The sequence below is a fragment of the Thiomicrospira pelophila DSM 1534 genome (genome assembly GCF_000711195.1).
GTDB classification, from domain to species: Bacteria; Pseudomonadota; Gammaproteobacteria; order Thiomicrospirales; family Thiomicrospiraceae; genus Thiomicrospira; species Thiomicrospira pelophila.
In genome coordinates, this window is sequence record NZ_JOMR01000001.1 from 504,424 (window position 1) to 521,984 (window position 17,561).

The 17,561-nt window shown below is 44.6% G+C and carries 20 protein-coding genes; 11 read left to right on the forward strand and 9 right to left on the reverse strand.

The genetic code is table 11. From position 1 onward, the window contains the following. Positions 1-27: 27 nt before the first annotated feature. Positions 28-399, reverse strand: coding sequence for an amphi-Trp domain-containing protein (locus tag N746_RS0102390; RefSeq protein ID WP_051678466.1), 372 nt, complete (start codon positions 397-399; stop codon positions 28-30). A 178-nt stretch (positions 400-577) separates the two neighbouring features. On the opposite strand from N746_RS0102390, the gene lgt reads away from it, so the two are divergent. The 3 genes from lgt to N746_RS0102405 are packed head-to-tail and all read left to right on the forward strand — an operon-like array spanning position 578 to position 2,738. Further along, entirely contained in the window at positions 578-1,393 is an 816-nt protein-coding gene (lgt, locus tag N746_RS0102395; RefSeq protein ID WP_029933767.1) for a prolipoprotein diacylglyceryl transferase, read from the forward strand. Further along, entirely contained in the window at positions 1,390-2,223 is an 834-nt protein-coding gene (locus tag N746_RS0102400) for a thymidylate synthase (protein ID WP_029933768.1), read from the forward strand. The genes lgt and N746_RS0102400 overlap by 4 nt, the downstream gene beginning before the upstream one ends. Next, entirely contained in the window at positions 2,220-2,738 is a 519-nt protein-coding gene (locus N746_RS0102405; protein ID WP_029933769.1) for a dihydrofolate reductase, read from the forward strand. The genes N746_RS0102400 and N746_RS0102405 overlap by 4 nt, the downstream gene beginning before the upstream one ends. 93 nt (positions 2,739-2,831) lie before the next feature. Here N746_RS0102405 and N746_RS0102410 read toward each other — a convergent pair whose 3' ends face one another. Further along, the gene (locus tag N746_RS0102410; RefSeq protein ID WP_029933770.1) at positions 2,832-3,161 is read right to left on the reverse strand and encodes an H-NS histone family protein; all 330 of its coding nucleotides are present in this window, start codon (positions 3,159-3,161) and stop codon (positions 2,832-2,834) included. 322 nt (positions 3,162-3,483) lie between these two features. Between N746_RS0102410 and N746_RS0102415 the strand changes: the two genes are divergently transcribed. Continuing rightward, a complete protein-coding gene (locus tag N746_RS0102415) occupies positions 3,484-5,598 on the forward strand; it encodes a methyl-accepting chemotaxis protein (protein ID WP_051678467.1) in 2,115 nt (704 codons plus the stop codon). Positions 5,599-5,651: 53 nt separating this feature from the next. After that, positions 5,652-6,818 (forward strand): ATP-binding protein, encoded by a 1,167-nt coding sequence (locus N746_RS0102420; RefSeq protein ID WP_029933772.1) that lies wholly within the window; start codon positions 5,652-5,654, stop codon positions 6,816-6,818. A gap of 60 nt (positions 6,819-6,878) precedes the next feature. Here the strand turns inward: N746_RS0102420 and mgtE are convergent, their stop codons facing one another. The 4 genes from mgtE to N746_RS0102440 all read right to left on the reverse strand — a co-directional run bounded on the left by mgtE (position 6,879) and on the right by N746_RS0102440 (position 10,919). After that, entirely contained in the window at positions 6,879-8,267 is a 1,389-nt protein-coding gene (gene mgtE, locus N746_RS0102425; protein ID WP_038125843.1) for a magnesium transporter, read from the reverse strand. A 119-nt stretch (positions 8,268-8,386) separates the two neighbouring features. Continuing rightward, positions 8,387-8,599, reverse strand: a complete 213-nt coding sequence (locus tag N746_RS0102430; protein ID WP_029933774.1) for a hypothetical protein — start codon at positions 8,597-8,599, stop codon at positions 8,387-8,389. A gap of 292 nt (positions 8,600-8,891) precedes the next feature. Continuing rightward, positions 8,892-9,701 carry an undecaprenyl-diphosphate phosphatase gene (locus N746_RS0102435; protein ID WP_245603320.1) on the reverse strand — a complete coding sequence of 270 codons (810 nt, stop codon included), beginning with the start codon at positions 9,699-9,701 and terminating at the stop codon, positions 8,892-8,894. A gap of 33 nt (positions 9,702-9,734) precedes the next feature. Then, complete coding sequence (locus N746_RS0102440; protein ID WP_029933776.1) at positions 9,735-10,919, reverse strand: class I SAM-dependent methyltransferase; 1,185 nt, start codon at positions 10,917-10,919, stop codon at positions 9,735-9,737. A gap of 199 nt (positions 10,920-11,118) precedes the next feature. On the opposite strand from N746_RS0102440, the gene N746_RS0102445 reads away from it, so the two are divergent. Both N746_RS0102445 and N746_RS0102450 read left to right on the forward strand, forming a co-directional pair. Then, on the forward strand, positions 11,119-11,583 hold the full coding sequence (locus tag N746_RS0102445; protein WP_029933777.1) for a FliG C-terminal domain-containing protein: 465 nt from the start codon (positions 11,119-11,121) through the stop codon (positions 11,581-11,583). An 8-nt stretch (positions 11,584-11,591) separates the two neighbouring features. Next, positions 11,592-12,053, forward strand: a complete 462-nt coding sequence (locus N746_RS0102450) for a FliG C-terminal domain-containing protein (protein ID WP_029933778.1) — start codon at positions 11,592-11,594, stop codon at positions 12,051-12,053. Positions 12,054-12,077: 24 nt separating this feature from the next. On the opposite strand, the gene folB is transcribed toward N746_RS0102450, so the two are convergent. Beyond that, entirely contained in the window at positions 12,078-12,461 is a 384-nt protein-coding gene (gene folB, locus N746_RS0102455) for a dihydroneopterin aldolase (RefSeq protein ID WP_051678468.1), read from the reverse strand. 56 nt (positions 12,462-12,517) lie between these two features. Here folB and plsY point away from each other — a divergent pair, with 56 nt between their 5' ends. After that, positions 12,518-13,144, forward strand: coding sequence for a glycerol-3-phosphate 1-O-acyltransferase PlsY (gene plsY, locus N746_RS0102460; protein WP_425426619.1), 627 nt, complete (start codon positions 12,518-12,520; stop codon positions 13,142-13,144). A 106-nt stretch (positions 13,145-13,250) separates the two neighbouring features. On the opposite strand, the gene N746_RS0102465 is transcribed toward plsY, so the two are convergent. Further along, positions 13,251-13,574: a hypothetical protein gene (locus N746_RS0102465; RefSeq protein WP_029933781.1), complete on the reverse strand. Its 324-nt coding sequence runs from the start codon at positions 13,572-13,574 to the stop codon at positions 13,251-13,253. 118 nt (positions 13,575-13,692) lie between these two features. Then, positions 13,693-14,733, reverse strand: coding sequence for a tRNA (adenosine(37)-N6)-threonylcarbamoyltransferase complex transferase subunit TsaD (gene tsaD, locus N746_RS0102470; protein WP_029933782.1), 1,041 nt, complete (start codon positions 14,731-14,733; stop codon positions 13,693-13,695). A gap of 149 nt (positions 14,734-14,882) precedes the next feature. On the opposite strand from tsaD, the gene rpsU reads away from it, so the two are divergent. The 3 genes from rpsU (at position 14,883) to dnaG (ending at position 17,481) form a co-directional block, all read left to right on the forward strand. After that, positions 14,883-15,101: a 30S ribosomal protein S21 gene (rpsU, locus tag N746_RS0102480; protein ID WP_029933783.1), complete on the forward strand. Its 219-nt coding sequence runs from the start codon at positions 14,883-14,885 to the stop codon at positions 15,099-15,101. 18 nt (positions 15,102-15,119) lie between these two features. Beyond that, the gene (locus N746_RS0102485; protein WP_029933784.1) at positions 15,120-15,566 is read left to right on the forward strand and encodes a GatB/YqeY domain-containing protein; all 447 of its coding nucleotides are present in this window, start codon (positions 15,120-15,122) and stop codon (positions 15,564-15,566) included. A gap of 154 nt (positions 15,567-15,720) precedes the next feature. After that, complete coding sequence (gene dnaG / locus N746_RS0102490) at positions 15,721-17,481, forward strand: DNA primase (protein ID WP_038125845.1); 1,761 nt, start codon at positions 15,721-15,723, stop codon at positions 17,479-17,481. Positions 17,482-17,561: the final 80 nt, after the last annotated feature.

The following is a 17,561-nucleotide window of genomic DNA, read 5'->3' on the forward strand; positions in this document are numbered from 1 at the left end:
ATGCCGACTGTGTTATATCTTGGCTGATTATTTGGTCTTTTTAATCGTGACTTTGTCAGATTTGGTCCTTGTCTTTTTTTTAATTTTGTTGGGTTTCTTAGCCTTTTTAGGGTTTTTAGCGGGTTTGCTGGTTACTTCTAAAGTTGGGTTGGACTCGGTTTTTTTATCGGTATCGCCCGACCAAGCCAAAGTAATACGAAGTTCTTGATGGGTTTTGGCTTGTTTAGCTTTAATTTTTAAGCGTGAAAGACCTTTGGTTCTGATGGTGACGTCATCTTCATCATTGGCGAGGTGAATTTGTCCTTTCTCAATGCTCTGGCAGATAAGGTTTAAGTAGGCCACAACCGAGGCCTGGTCTTGCAAGGATTCATGTTTAAAACTATTGGTATTTTTAGCCATGCGGAGAGCTCCAGTGTGGTTAAGTTAGATATACAAACTTAAGTTTATCAAACGATTTAAGTAGTTATTGTGACATTTTCGAATTAAATAGTTTCTCCGTCGGCTTTTATATCGCCATGCCCTGCATGGATAAAACATTGTAGAATAGTCGCATTCAACTAATTAACTAGGGTTAAGTATGTGGACCTATCCAGAAATTGATCCGGTGGCTTTAGCGCTGGGGCCGATTGCGATTCATTGGTATGGCTTGATGTATGTGATCGGCTTTGCAAGTGCTTGGTTACTTGGTTTGTTGCGCGCTCGTAACTCGTCTTTTTGGGATAAAGACAAGGTGGGTGATTTATTATTTTACTGTGCTTTGGGTGTCGTACTAGGCGGGCGAATCGGCTATGTATTGTTTTACGATTTTACTGGGTTTTTGGCGAATCCTCTGACACTGTTGATGGTATGGCAAGGTGGGATGTCGTTCCATGGTGGGTTGCTAGGCGTGACCCTGGCTATGGGGTTGTTTGCCCGCAAAATTGGCTTAAGTCTGTTTAGTGTGGCGGATTTTGTGGCCCCCTTAGTGACGATTGGTTTGTTCGCTGGACGCATTGGCAATTTTATTAACGGCGAACTCTGGGGCAAAGTGACCGATTCACCCTTGGGTATGTGGGTTTATGATCCGGTGTTAAATGAAGTTGTGCAAAAATATCCAACTCAACTTTTACAAGCTTTACTGGAAGGTTTGGTATTGTTTGCGCTGTTATGGTGGTATTCGTCCAAACCACGGCCAGCCGGTTCGGTGGCTGGTCTATTCTTGGTCTTGTATGGCTTGTTCCGCGTGGTATCCGAGTTTTTTAGAATGCCAGATGCCCATATTGGTTACTTGTTCGGTGGCTGGTTAACGATGGGAATGCTGTTGTCGATTCCCATGATTATATTGGGCGGATTGTTAATGCTGTGGGGTTATAAACGATCGTCACCAGGCCTGGTGAAAGGAAAAAACACATGAAACAATATTTAGATTTACTCCAACATATTATGGATCACGGCGTACAAAAGGGTGACCGTACAGGTACCGGAACCCTGTCGGTATTCGGTTATCAAATGCGTTTTGATTTACAAAAAGGCTTTCCGTTAGTCACGACTAAAAAATTACACATTCGTTCGATTGTGCATGAGCTTCTTTGGTTTTTAAGTGGCGATACCAATATTCAATATTTAAAAGACAATCAAGTCAGAATTTGGGATGAGTGGGCGACCGAGTCCGGCGATTTAGGTCCATTATATGGCAAGCAGTGGGTCGCTTGGCAAAGCCCAAATGGCGAGGTTATTAACCAAATCGAACAAGTAATCGAAACCTTAAAAAACAATCCAAATAGCCGACGCATGATCGTCACGGCATGGAACCCAGCAGATTTGCCGGATGAATCGGTGAGTCCGCAGCAAAACGTTGAAAACGGCAAAATGGCTTTGGCCACTTGTCATGCATTCTTTCAGTTTTATGTTGCCAATAATCGACTTTCCTGTCAGCTATACCAGCGTAGTGCGGATACGTTTTTAGGTGTGCCATTTAATATCGCCAGTTATGCCTTATTGGTGCATATGATTGCGCAACAAACCGGCTATGAGGTGGGTGAGTTTGTTTGGACGGGGGGCGACGTGCATTTATATAACAACACATTGGAACAGGCTAAATTGCAGTTAACGCGTGACCCCATGCCGCTACCAGGCCTGGTGATTAAACGAAAGCCCGATTCGATTTTTGATTATCAATTTGAGGATTTTGAAATCATAAACTACCAATCACACCCTCATATTAAAGCTCAGGTGTCGGTATGAGCATTCAAACTAACGAATCTCAAACCTTATCCATGATTGTGGCGATGGGTGAAAACCGCATGATCGGTAAGGATAATAAAATGCCTTGGCATTTACCCGATGATTTAAAATATTTTAAAGCCAAAACTTTAAATAAACCGGTAATTATGGGGCGTAAAACTTTTGAGTCCATTGGATCAAAAACTTTGCCGAATCGGCCAAATTTTATTATTAGCCGAAATGACAAGTTTCAGGCTGAGGGGGCAAGGGTTTTTAACTCGGTAGAATCGGCTTTATCTCAGTTAAAAGATTATCCAGAAGTGATGATTATGGGCGGCGCACAAATTTATGCGCAATGGATCGATAAAGTCGATCAACTGTATATTACCGAGGTAAAGGCCAGCCCTGATGGCGATGCATTTTTCCCTACCATCGACCACCAGGCCTGGTACGAGGTATCGCGTGAATCGCATCCGGCAGATGAGCACCATGCATTTGCGTTTGATTTTGTGGTCTACAAGCGACGTGAGAATTAATAGATGAACCTAAAAGCCGCGATACTTAATAGGCTATTAAAGATCGCGGTAATTTAGGGATTAATTAAGTTTTCCGAAAATAAATAAGTGAATTTAAATCGCTAAATCTTCCAGCTTTTTACCTTTTTTTAACGCCTCTTCTACCCATAAAGGTTTGCGACCTCGCCCAGTCCAGGTTTGACTTTTATCGTTTGGGTTTTGATATTTAGGCGCCACTTTTTTACCTTTTGTTTTACGCGGTTTATTCGACTCTAAACCCATAATGTCTTCCATCGTTAAGCCCAGTTTAGCCGCTTTAACTTTAAACTCTTCAACTAGGTTTTTAGTTTGTTCTTTCTGTTTTTGACTAATCAGCTTATCAATGTCTTGTTTTAATTCAACCAGTTCTTCTACAGTCATATCTTTTAGTTTATCTAAATTCATTGCGACCCCCTTGGTCTAAAAATTAAAAATAGAACGATTTGAATAACAAAATAATAATAACTTAATTAATTAATAAGGTGCAAATTACGCCAAGTTAATCTTTAATTAAACCATAATGTTTTGGTGGCTTTTAAAATGTAAAAATAGGCGGCATGATTTTAAGTTTAGACGGTGGCCAAATAGGCATTGCCTGATATAAGCTAGGCTTGTGGTGACGAAAAGAGAATTTTATTACCTTTGTCCGGATTTTTGATTAGACTGTGCCACACAAAAATTGTTTGTTTGCCGGCTGAAGCAGCTTGGTTACCTACCGGAGAGTTAGATGAAAATCAAAACACGCTTGTTGTTGAGTATTGTGGCTGTACTCGTATTGTTAACTGCTGGGAATTTGTTTACGCAATTTATCATGCACCAGTCACAACAAGCCGTTGATAAAATCATTAACGTCAATAGTGCCAAGCTGAATGCGGTAAACAAAATTAAAAACTTTGCAGATGAGCGTGCGATTATGCAACGCAATATGGTGATTATTGAGGATCCAGAAGCACTTGATAAACAAATGAAGTTATTGACGGACTCGTCTCAAAATATTGCCGGTTTGTTTAGTACCCTGGATGAAATGCAACTCGATAAAGCCGAAGCCAGCATGTTAGGACGCTTGCGTGCGAATGCGGCGAGTGCCTTTAATTCATTTGGCGGTTTTACCGTTGCGTTAGACATTGGTTTTAAGGATGAAGCGAAAGACATATTGTTAAACGACTTTGATCCCAAGTATCAAGAGTTTGCTCAAATCGTGGATGTGTTTTTGCGTTACGAATTACAACAAAACGTAAATGCCGTCAATGCCATGCAAAAAGACCAAGAGTTCAACCAAATTCTGATTTGGTCAGGTTTGGTTTTGAGTGGCTTGTTATTAATTATTGGCGGGATTTGGGTTGCCTCGACCATAACCAAGCCACTCGAGCACATGGCTAATACCATGCAGAATGTGGTTGAGACGGGCGATTTAACTCACCGAGCAAACCTAAAATGTAAAGGCGAAGTCGGCATGATTGGTCAAGGTATGGATCAACTTATGGCAAATATTGAAAGTGCGATTGCCGAAGTGAACCATGTGATGCAAACTTTAGCGAAAGGCGAGTTTTCTGAGCGGGTGTCTAACCAGTATAAAGGTCACTTTTTAGAATTAAAAAATGGCGTTAATCAATCGGCCGATCAAGTCGAAGCGGTGATGGGTATGTTGCAAAAAACGGCCCAAAACTTCCGCTCGGGCGAGTTAAATGTGTATCGCGATCAACAGGCGAAACTGCAAGGCGGTTTTGAAAATGTATTGTATGATTTAGAACGCTCGGCCATTCATATTAAACATTCGGTAGATGATATTGGTCAGACCTTGAACGCATTAGAGCAAGGTGATTTTTCAAAACGTGTTGAGGCTGAAGCTCGTGGTGACTTTGTTCCACTGAAAGATTCGATTAATAAAAGTTTGGATTCATTAGAGCAGTTTGTCGAAAGCTTGGGCCAAGTGCAAACTCAGATTAGTCAGGGCGATTTAAGTGTTCGTATTACTCAAAACTATGAAGGCAAAATGCAATGGCTGCGCGATGGCTTAAATCAATCAACCCAAAATATGGCTGAGATGATTGGTCAGGTCGGTCAAGTTACGCATGGTGTTAGTTCCGGTTCGCGTTCAATGGCCAATGGTAGTCAAGATTTATCTGATCGGATTCAACAATTGGCACTATCATTGGAAAAAACCGCATCTTCAATGGAAGAAATGACCGGAAGTGTTAAGCGTAATGCGGATAACGCCGAACAAGCCAATAAAATGTCGGCCGAAGCGCAACATAAACTCTCTCAGGGTGTAAACATCATGAATCAGGCGATGGGTTCAATGGAAGATATGCTTGCGGCGAGTCGCAAAATTGAGGATATTATTACCTTGATTGATGGCATTGCATTCCAGACGAACTTGCTCGCCTTAAACGCCGCAGTAGAAGCCGCGAGAGCGGGTGATCATGGTCGAGGCTTTGCCGTGGTGGCGGGCGAGGTGCGCGGCTTGGCCGGAAAATCAGCAGAGGCGGCCGGTCAGATTAAAGGCTTGATTGAAGATACAGTTCGAATTAGTGAAACCAGTGGCGATTTAGTGCGTCAAACAAGTGAAGCACTCGCTGAAATTAATCAAAGCATGGCGACCATGAGCTCGATGGTATCTGAGATTGCCAGTGCCAGCCAAGAACAGTCTGAAGGGATTCATACTGTGAGCCATGCGGTCGGCGAGATGGATACGGTGACGCAACAAAATGCGGCAATTGTTGAAGAGTTAGCCGCCGGCAGTCATGATTTGCAAGAACAGGCCGATGACTTACGTCAACAGGTATCGCGATTTAGATTGGAACCCGGTGGCAATGCGGCGATTACGAAAAAACAAAGTTAATTCTTACCAACCAATAGGTACTCCCTAGACTGGTAAGAAAGGGAGTGTCATCTATGCAGTTTCGATCTTTACGCCGTCAATTTAATCGTGGTTTTGGTTTTACGGTAAGCCTGGTGTTTATCGTGTTCTGGGGATTAGGTTTGGCGGCGGTGTATTTTGGCAGTCAGTATTGGGTCGGACAGCAGTTGGCGGCCGACGCACGTGCGTTATTAGCGCAGACCACCTGGTCGGAAAATCAGTCCATTCAAGTTGATACTCGCTCCTTACGTGTTAACTTTTCAGAGCCCGATTCTGGGCACTACTTTGTGTTGTATGCGCAAGGTCAGCAGCATATTGCCTCGCCTTCACTAAACGGCTATGCGTTGCCTTTACCCGAGCGCACTAGCGCAGAAGTGGATTTATTTATCTCTGAGGGGCCGAATCAAAATCCCGTTCTAGTTAGTTTTGGCAGCGTGGAACTTGACGGGCGCTGGCTCGATTTAGCGATCGCAAAGGACTTTAGCTTAGAAACCGCGATGCTCAAGCAGTTTTACGTGTTTTATAGTGCCTTAATCACCTTGCTATGGTTGGTTACTTTGGGCTTGAGTCGGCACTTTTTGGGTCATAAGCTGGCGCACTTACCTAAGGCTAAACAGCTGGGTTTACAAAGTTTGCAAGCGGATATTTTTGCCAAGCGCTGGCCATCGGAATGGATGCCTTTGGCCGACCATTTACATCAAGCCTTGATTCAGTTGCGCGCACGTATGGTGCTAAAGGATCAAAAGCCCATCTCTTATCAAGTTCACTGGCCACGTGATTTGCGCCGACATGTCGAGGCGTATCAAGCTAGTCATCCACAATTACAGATTCAATTAAATTACGCACTTGAAGACAGTACGTTTTTAATTGCACAATCCGATATGGATTTGTTACTGAAAAACTTGTTAGATAACGCGGTTAATTGGAGCCAATCACAGGTGATTTTAACGGTTACACATAGTGATGACCGGTTGTGTTTATGCTTCGAGGATGATGGAGAAGGAATGGCACCGGAACGTTTAGAGCAAATTCAACAACGCACCCAAGTGCGAGAAGCGGGACAAGAGCCCGGAGGGTTACAACAAGTTGAGCAATTGGTGTACGCCTATCAGGGGCATTTAAACTTCGGTCATAGCAAAAAATTAGGTGGGTTGATGGTGGCGCTTTATTTCGATCGTCCCAAGCTTGAGTTAAAAGCCTAAAGTATGGATCAGGGTAGGCAGTTCAAGGCTAATAATGACCAAGAGGTTTGGTTGTTTTAGTTAAGGGGCTGGCAGAATCGACACCGCGATACTGAAGTAAATTAAAATGCCTAAAATATCCGCCATTGAGGTGATGAGCGGTGCGCTCGCGGTGGCCGGGTCTATGTTGAGTTTGCTGAGCAAAAACGGCAAGCTCATGCCCATTAAGCTGCCAACGACCACCACCGCTACCATGGATAAACCTACGACTAACGCAAGTGCTTCGCCGCCTTGCCAAAAGCCAATCGCGGATATGGCCAGTCCCATAGTCAGGCCTAATGCCGCGGCGACCGAAATTTCTTTTAACATTAACCGTCCCCAGTCTTTCATGCGTACATCGCCCGTGGCGAGAGAGCGCACCATTAGAGTCGAGGTTTGAGCGCCGGCATTACCACTGCTGCCGATAATGAGGGGTAAAAAGAATACTAAGGCCACCACCGCAGCAATCATATGTTCAAATGTGGCGATCGCCATGCCGGCAAAAATATTCACAAATACCAACAACAATAACCAGCCGATGCGTTTGCGATAAAGCATTAAGGCCCCGGCGCTACTAATGTTGAAATTTATTACGCCCACAGAGCCCATTTTGTGAAAGTCTTCGGTGGTTTCGGCTTGCGCAACATCCAGTACATCATCTACCGTCACCATACCCACTAAAACCTCATCGCCATCCACTACAGGTAAAGAGTTGAGATCGTAATGTTGCATCATTTCAACGGCTTTTTCTTGGTCTTCGCGCGCATGAATGTAAATCACACGGTGATCCATAAGTTGCTGAATCGGCGTTTGCGGATCAAGTGCTAACGCGAGTTTGCGAATGTGTAAGGCATCGGTAAGTTGATTGTCTTCGTTGGTGACAAATAAGGTATTAAAACGCGATGAGTCTTGGCGCAGGCTGCGCAAATAGTTTAGTGCCTGTTGCACCGTCCAGTGCTCTTGAATACTGACAAAGTCGGGGCGCATTAAGCGCCCGACACTTTCAGGTGGGTAGCCGAGTAAAAGTTGGACTTCTTTGAGTTTATCGTGCGGCAACCGCAGAGAGAGAGCTTGCACGACTTCGGCTGGTAATTCATCTAAAAAAGCGGCTCTATCATCCGCATCCAGGCTTTTGATAAGGTGGAGGGCATCTTCATCGCTGAGCGCGTTGATTAAGTCTTCTTTCGCGTTGTGCGACAAATAGGCAAAGACGGCACTGGCAGTTTTTCGGGGCAGGGTGCGAAAAAATAGAATCTGGCTGGCTTGTGGCAATTCTTCAAGCAGCTCCGCCATATCAGGCACTTCAACTTCAATTACCATCTGACGAATGGTATCAAACTGCTTATGATCTAAAAGTTGGTTGAGCTCAACTAAACGATCGTTAAAAACTTGTTTGTCATGTGCCGGATCACAATTCCAAGGATAGTTCATTGGTCGCCAGGCCTGCTTTGCTTGAGAGTCGGGTTAGGTTAGCGTTTAGTATAACCAAACCAAACATAGAGCGTAAATAAAACACCTAACATGTGATTTGGGTGGGCTAACGCCGAACCTCAGTCGCCCATTAAATGATTGCGTTTAAATTGATCGTAAACGCGGAAGAGATCCCACCAGATTTTGAGGTGCAGATCTGGTTTGATGGTTTCTAAAATGCCCGTGTTATCTTTGCCTTGCGGACGGCCTTTATGAATAGGGTGCACTTGTGCCGAAGTCGATAAGCCGACTAGAAGAATAATGAGTACATTTTTCTTAACGAACATTTTCATCTCGACAACTCCCTATTAATTGGAAGACCGTCGGAATCGGTTTTGATGCAGTCAGTTTTTTAAAAGGATTAAATGCGCATCGCTTTTCCAAGCCGTAAGACTAAGTCTTGGAGAAGCGATGAAAGACGGGGCTTTAAGGCTTAGCCAAGACGGTGGAAAATGTGATGCAACAGCTGTTGCTTAAACTCGAACCCACACGGTCTCTCCATAGTTAAAAACAGACGCGCATGTTAAAGAAGTTGGGGGGGGATTACAACCGCTAAAAGCGCTTTTTCTGAAAAATTTTTTGGCTTTACAAAAAGATATAAAGCAACAAGAGGCCAAGCGCAAATCGGTACCAAGCAAAGGGGGCCATACCGATTTGATTGATCCATCTCAAAAATAACGCAATCACCAGATAAGCACTGATAAACGATAGGCTAGAACCGATCAGTAAAATATCCCAATGCACTGGCAAGGCTGACTTGAGTAGGTCGTTTAACTTGATTAAACCCGCTCCCATAATAATGGGGATGGATAATAAAAATGAAAAACGCGCCGCCGCTTGGCGAGTCAAGCCAATCATTAGACCCGCCGTAATCGTAATGCCAGAACGTGAGGTGCCCGGAATTAAGGCGAGAGCTTGGGCGCCACCGATAATGGCGATGTCTTTATAGCTTAAGGTATGTTCATCGCGTGATTGTGTACCGGTCACATCCGACCACCAAAGTAGCGCGCCAAACCCAATGGTGGTGGCCGCAATCAGCAGAGGATTTCGTAAAGCTTCTTCCAGGCCATTGTTAATAATGAGCCCAAATAGCACGGCCGGAATGGTGGCGAAAATCACAGCCCAGGCGAGGCGGCTATTGGAGGTGGGTTGACGTTTAACAATCGAAATACTCCAGTCTCGACCCATGTGCCAAACATCCTGGCGAAAATAGATAATAACAGCGAGTAAAGTGCCGACGTGGACGGCGACATCAAATGCCAACCCTTGATCGGGCCAGTCAAATAGCTGCGGCACTAAAATGAGATGGCCTGAGCTGGAAATCGGTAAAAATTCGGTGATACCCTGGATAACGGCTAGCCAGACAATTTGTATCCAATCTATGGTTTGTTGCATTTTAATCCCTGTTTAGAGCACCAGGCCTGGTGATTAGAGTTGATGGCGCAAATCGCGCATTTTAAAACCAATCAAGCCTAAGTCCATTTGTTTACTTAAGGCCATCACTTTAAAATTCTCGCCCATTTCATCTGGTAGTGTTAGGGTTTTAATTTGTTGGGCAATTTTAAGCTGTTCGGTAATCGGTGCATTCATATCACCGGCCATTTCCAGTAAGCCTGACCCCATTAAAAAGTGTGCTTGAGTAGTGTAACCCGCAACCTTTAATTTAGAGTCATAAGCGGCTTCGGCGACCGCGGTAAAATCTACGTGCGCGGTAATGTCTTGCAAACCAGGGTAGAAAAATGGATTGCTGTGAGCGCGATGTTGATAATGGCAACGTAGTGTCCCCATGTGGCGCGCCGCTTGGTAGAACTCTTTGCGCGGATAGCCATAGTCAATCAAAAGCACCAGGCCTGCTTCCAAAAAATCATCAATCGAATGCAGCCAGGGTGAGATATTTAAATTAATTTCAGTGTGATAGCCGCGTTCGGACGGTTCGCCGATTTGTTTTAACAATTGATTGGCAATTTTTTGTAAAGTCGGTTCGGTGATGGGTTGGTATTGCCATTCAAATTCGGCTTTGTCCGCATTCCATTGTACAAAGGCTTTCGATACTTGTGCCGGTTCGAGCTTTAACCGCTCAACAGGCATGGCATCTAATACTTCATTTGCTACGACCACACCTTGAATTGGTGTGCTAGGCAAGCTGTCCAACCAAACTACCTTGTTGAAAAGCTCTTCGGGTAAGGTTTGTAAGGTTTCCTGTTGACGTTGTTTTAAATCGGCACTAAGTTCGATAATAAAATAATGCTCAATCGGCTGTTCCAGTTCGGCTAGCTCAAGCAAAATATCGCGTGCCATAATGCCGCGTCCTGCGCCAAACTCGATGATATTAGGATGGCTGAGTTGACTGAGTACTTGTTGTGCTTGACGTGCTAAACAACGAGAGAAAATCGGGGAGATTTCAGGTGCGGTAATAAAGTCGCCTTCTAAACCGATTTTGGGTAAACCGTTGGTGTAGTAACCTAAATTGGGAGTGTAAAGTGCCAAGCGCATATAATCGGCAAAGCTTAATTGGTGGTGACGGTTTAGGTGCCGTCGAATTTTTTCCGTTAGTAATTGGCTACGCTGTTTCGCGTCATCGTTCGGTTCGGGTAGCGATTTATTTGGTTTCATCAGCAAGCTTGGGTTTGGTCAGTATTGTAAATGAGGCCTATTATAGTTGGCTTGATCATCAATTTGGATAAATTTGGTTTGCGACGATCTGGTGTTAGAATGTCTAAAAAATCATGAGTTCGGCCAGTTTTTTGCTAATGGATGTTAGGTTAAGCTCATATTCGATTCAATCAAGCGGACGCTTAGGAAGTCATTATTTATGAAAGTGGGTATTCAAAAAGTACATGAAAATGAATGGTTAGTGCAAATGGGCTGCGCCATTATGCGTTTGGATCGTTTTTCGGTTGAACTGCTTAATATTACACTGGAGCATATGCTGGCTTTGGCGCATGGCGAAAATCATTCGACCTTAAAAAGTTATATCAAACTGGGTTTAAAACTCAAGCAGCTTAGCCCGAATGATATGCAGGTAGTGATTCGCGAAATTAATAATCAGGATTTGGTAATTTTGCTTGGATTAGCTAAGGATCAAAGCCTGACCGACAAGGTGCTTGAAAATGTGGGTGCGATTTTGGCGAAACAGATTGAGTCCGATTTGTTAAATAATCCTTTGCCCGAACATGAAGAAGCGAAACGCTGTGTGCAACGTCTGGTGGAAAAATTATTTGAGCTCGATAGCAATGGCAAAATCGAGTTTATTGATGAAAATACTCAGTATATTTAGGAGTTTCGATGGAAATTAAAGCCAAGCGTCAGCAGTCAGGTAATTATGTTGTTGAAGTCGGTCCTACTATATTTAACCTACCGGAAAACGTGGTTGAAGCTTTAAGTAAGGTGATTCGAGAGCGCTTTAAAGTTGTGACCGAGCAAGATAAAGAGCGCATGCAAAAACGTTTGACCGCCTATAGAGTTTTGGCCGGTAAACTGACCCAGGTTGAAAATGCTTTAATGCAAGATTTGTTGAACCAAATTAGCTCTGAACAAATGGTTACGCTAGCGCGCATTGCCCAGGGTGATGAGGTTTACAAGAAAATTGTGGCCAATTTATCGCGTCAAAATGCGCGCCAGTTTGAAGAAGACTTTAAGCGTTTAGAGAGAATCTCGCTTCATCAAGCCAGCACGCAAATGGAAAAAATGGTGCCAATTCTTAAAAAAGTAATCCAAGCTCGCAAGCAAATTCAATCCGAAGGCTAATGCTAACCTTAAAGATTGGTGAATTTATGCTTGGCGTTGACGCCAGATTTTGACCCCAACTTGCTTGGCTTCCGCAACCGCGTGAGGCTTAGCTAACTTTAGCTGAATGGCCTGCACACCTCGGTAATGTTTTAGCACGTGCTCGCAAACCTGTTCGGCCAGGGTTTCAATTAGTTCAAAACTTTCTTTTTGTGCCATTTTAATAATATCCTGCGACACTTGCGCATAATCAACTGTGTCGGCCAACTGGTCGGTTTGCGCGGCACTGATAATGGTTGTGAAAAGCTCGATGTCAAATAACAAGGGTTGTGCCTGGCATTTTTCCCAGGGGTGTACGCCTATAATCGTGTTGACCTTTAGGCCTTCAATAAAAATGCTGTCCGTTTGCATTTGAGTGGGTTTACTCACAGTGTTCATCCAATAATGTTAAAATCCGCTCACTATTTTAAAGGAATAATAATCCCATGAGTGAAATGATCTTATTACCAGGCCTGGTGGTGTTGGCGTATTTGTTGGGTTCGGTGTCATCGGCTATTATTGTATGCAAATTAATGGGGCTAGGTGATCCGCGTGAAGCAGGCTCTGGTAACCCTGGAGCGACCAATGTTTTACGCATTGGCGGCGAAAAAGGCAAGCTAGCGGCGGCGATTACTTTATTGGGTGATGTGTTAAAAGGTGTGGTTCCCGTGCTGGTTGCGCATGGCTTAGCCTTGGAGGCATTGTGGATTGTGTTAGTCGGTTTGGCCGCATTTCTTGGCCACTTGTACCCACTGTTTTTTCAATTTAAAGGCGGCAAGGGCGTGGCGACCATGTTGGGTGTGTTGTTGGCCTTAAACTTTTGGGCAGGGTTGGCGACCGCGGCTACTTGGTTATTTGTGGCTAAGGTGTTAAAAATTTCGTCGTTATCGGCGTTGATTGCTACGTTTTTGGCACCGATTTATATTTACTTTATTACCCAGTCGGTCTCGGGTGAAGCTGAAATGAGTTGGGTTTGGGTAACCGCCATTATGACGGCGATTTTATTCTGGCGTCATCGTGGCAATATTCAGCGTTTGATAAAAGGTGAAGAAGGTTTGATTAAGTCTAAGTAGTGAAGCTTTAGTTTATATTTAGCTTAGTTTTTGAGTTTTACATGCCACCTAGTTTAAAAGCTAGGTGGCATTTGGAAGAGCAGATTGTTCCACTATTTAGTGCCCATTATTGCTGGCGTTGCATCTCGCGACGCTCTTCTAGCATACGTTCTCGATGTCGCCGAATTTCAGCGTCTTCGCGAAACTCGCCAGGTCGTCCTTGCGGTCCTTGTCCGTCATAAGGGCGTTGTTCACGATGCATTTCACGACGTTCTTCTCGCATGCGCTCTTGATACTCACGTTCGCTTTCATTCTTGCGCATGCCGCTTGGGCCATAAGGTCCTTGTCCATCGTACATAGGCATGCGATTTGGACGGTCGTTAGGTGAGTTTAGCGCTTGAGCCAACCCAAACGCTAAAGGTAAGGTTAATAATAAGATTAGATGTTTCATGATGCTTCCTCCTGTTTGGTGGAATCTAAACCGCCTAAAATTTAGGTGGCTTATCTATCAATTATGCACAAAGTAGGAGGGATGTCATTGTATTTAAAGGGATGTTTTACCTCAAAGCTTAAATCGGTTTTAACTCTTCGAGCGACCAACGGGCTTTAGCGGCAAAATTGAGATCATTGTGCTCGCCTGCTAACAGTCTTTGGGCACCTGCGTAAGCAATCATGGCCCCATTGTCGGTGCAAAACTCGAGTCGTGGATAGAAGGCTTCACCTTTGCGTTTAAGCATTAACGCATCCAGCTTGGCTCGAATTTCTCTGTTAGCACTCACCCCACCCGATACCACGAGCGTGTTTAATCCTTCCTGCTCCAAAGCGCGTTTGCATTTAATCGTCAAAGTATCAGCTACGGCCAATTCAAAAGCTCGACAAATATCGGCGCGAGTTTGATCATTATCGTCGCCTTGTGCCTTGGCTTTATGCCAGGTGTTTAAGCTGAAAGTTTTTAAACCGCTAAAACTCATATCCAAACCAGGGCGATCGACCATTGGGCGCGGAAATTTATAGCGCGTCGCGTCACCCTGTTGCGCCAGTTTTGAAACAATTGGGCCGCCCGGATAGCCAAGTCCCATCATCTTAGCGGTTTTATCAAATGCTTCGCCAGCGGCATCATCAAGTGTGTCACCCAATAAACGGTAACGGCCAATGCCATCCACTCGAATTATCATGGTATGACCACCTGACACCAATAACGCAATAAAAGGAAACATAGGTGGATTATCTTCAAGCATGGGCGCTAATAAATGACCCTCCATATGGTGCACACCAATCGCCGGAACTTGCCAAGCATAAGCCAAGCTACGCGCAATCGCGCCACCCGCCAATAACGCGCCGATTAATCCTGGCCCAGCGGTATAAGCAACCCCTGTAATTTGAGGTTGACCAGCTTCTTCTAATGTCTGTAGGATGAGTGGTGTTAATTTTCGGATATGATCTCGCGAGGCCAGTTCCGGCACAACGCCGCCATATTCAGCATGCAGTTCAATTTGACTGTATAAATTATGTGCTAATAAGCCTCGTTGACTGTCGTAAACCGCTACCGCACTTTCATCACATGAGCTTTCGATTCCGAGTACAATAAGGGGTTGATGTGAATCCGTCATGCTTTTCCTGTAAATAAATAAAAATTAAGTGGCGATTTTAACAAAATAATTTGCAAATGCGGACGCGCAAAACTATAATCTTGCTCTTTATTGCTGCCAGTCAGGGTTAGCGAACAGAATTTTTCCAATTAAATCAAAGAAGAAGCTTTATGCCAATTGTAAAAGTAAGAGATACAGAACCATTTGACGTAGCTTTACGTCGTTTTAAGCGTGCTTGTGAAAAAGCAGGCGTGCTAACTGAATCACGTAAGCGTGAGTTCTACGAGAAGCCAACTTGGGCTAAGAAGCGCATGAAAGCCGCGGCCGTTAAACGTTTAGCTAAGCGTTTATCTCGTGAACGTCGTCGTATGAATGGTCGTCCGTTTTAAGACGGCCGGAATGAAACGATGAGCGATTATAAAGCGGGTTTAACCGAAGAAATGAAGCGCTGCATGAAGTCGGGTGAAAAAACTCGTCTGATGGTGGTGCGTGCCATGCTGGCTGCCATTAAGCAGCAGGAGATTGATCAGCAGATCACGTTAGATGACACTCAGGTGCTGGCGGTGTTGGATAAGGCGTTAAAACAACGTCGAGATTCTTTCACTCAATACACTGAGGCTGGACGTGAAGACTTGGCTGAGCAAGAGGCTTTTGAAATTTCGGTGATTCAAGATTTTATGCCACAGGCTTTGACAGAAACAGAAATCGCCCAAATGGTCGCTGATGCTGTTGCACAAGTCGAAGCGAAAACCATGCAGGATATGGGCAAGGTTATGGCCTTGTTAAAACCTAAGATGCAAGGTAGAGCCGATATGGCTGTGGTAAGCCAAAAGATCAAAGCCAGCTTAGCTTAATAGCAAGTCTATTTTAAGTTTAAGCCCGTTTAAAGAACCCGTTAACGATAGGTTGATGGGTTTTTTTGTTTTCAGCAAAGCAAATTTTTGATGGAATTAGGTTGGTGCGTGTTGTGGTAATCATGACGTTATTGGCTCGTTGATAGGAGGCGGAATGGAGTATAAAGGCGCAATTCCACGCGATTTTATTGATTCGTTACTGTCTCGTGCCGATATTGTTGAGGTGATTAATCAGCGTGTTCCGCTCAAAAAAGCCGGTGCCACGTTTAAAGCCTGTTGTCCATTTCATCAAGAAAAAACCCCATCGTTTAATGTAAACCCTCAAAAGCAGTTTTATCACTGCTTTGGTTGCGGTGCGAGTGGCGATGCACTGAAGTTTGTAATGGAATATGAAGGTCTGTCTTTCGTTGAAGCCGTCGAGTCATTAGCCGCTCAGCTGGGTTTAGAAGTTCCGCGTCAGAAACAAACGCCGCAGGCCGCAAAAAAAGTTGAACACGCGCGAGACTTATACGAAGTGATGGCTTGGGTGGCTAAATTTTACCGACAGCAGCTTCGTGATCATGCCGCCTCTGAGCAAGCCAAAAACTATTTGCGTCAGCGGGGTTTAACTTCCGATATCGCTAAGCAGTTTTTAATAGGCTTCGCGCCGCCGGGTTGGGATAGCTTGGTGTCAGGTTTAAAAGCGGATTCTCAGTTAAAAGCTCAATTGATTGAGTTGGGAATGTTGGTTGAAAAAGACACCGACAAGCTTTACGACCGATTCCGTAACCGCATTATGTTTCCGATCCGAGACGGGCGTGGACGAATTGTGGCCTTTGGCGGGCGTGTTTTAAGCTCAGAAGAACAACCAAAATATTTAAACTCGCCGGAAACACCGATCTTTCATAAAAGCTATGCCTTGTATGGTCTGTATGAATTACGCCAGGCACGCCAAAGTTTTGATCACATTATCGTGGTAGAAGGTTATATGGATGTGGTCGCCTTGGCGCAGTTCGGGGTGCGTAATGCCGTTGCTACCTTGGGCACGGCTACTACGATTGATCATTTGCAGATGCTGTTTCGTCAGGTAGCTGAAGTCGTGTTTTGCTTTGATGGCGATAGTGCGGGCCTGAAAGCGGCCTGGAAAGCCTTAGAGCTGGCGATTCCGATGATGGAGCAAACCCGCTCGGTGAAGTTTTTATTTTTGCCGGATGGAGAAGATCCGGATTCCGTGGTGCGAAAAGAGGGGGCGGATGGCTTTAAGCAACGCGCTCAACAAGCCTTAACTTTGTCACAATTTTGGTTGCAAGGCTTGCAAAACCGTCTAAGCGTCCCCATACAATCACGTGAAGGTCGTCAACAGTTGGTGGCATTGGCGCAACCCTACGTGCAAAGTGCGCAGGGTTTATACCAGTATTTATTGGTGGAAGCGGTAGCTGAAGTGGTGGATTTACCCACCTGGCGCTTGGAAAAACAAATGGGAGTGAAAACTGGTTTTTCTCAGTTTAAATCCTCAAAGCTGGGGGCGGTAAACTCAGCCCCTGAAGTATCCCAAGTGATGAGTTTATCGAAACATTTGGTGTGTATTTTGCTTGTGCGTCCAGGTTGGGCGGCGGCTTTAGATCAAGCAATCGGAAGCGCGTTGGCGCAATCGCAGCGACGTGACGACCGGCTGTTATCGGGTGTGTTACATCAGCTAATGCAAAGTTTTGAAGCCACCTCTGCGGTGCGTTGGATGCAGCAAGCGGGTTTTGTAAAAGAGTACGAATTTATCCAGACACGTCGCCTGCCCGAGGATGAAGAGTCCTTAAAGGTGATGCTGCAAGAAGCCGCAAATCGCCTGCTGGATGAGTTAGAAAAAATGAGTTTAACGCAACAGAGTTTGAGTCGCCAAGCATTGGCGGATTTGCAGGCCTTTTTGGCCGTAAGACAGTAATTTTGATCGGTAAATTCGAATAGATAGCAAAATAAGAAACTGATTTTTTGTTATAATTTACGGTTGGGTTTTTAGATTTG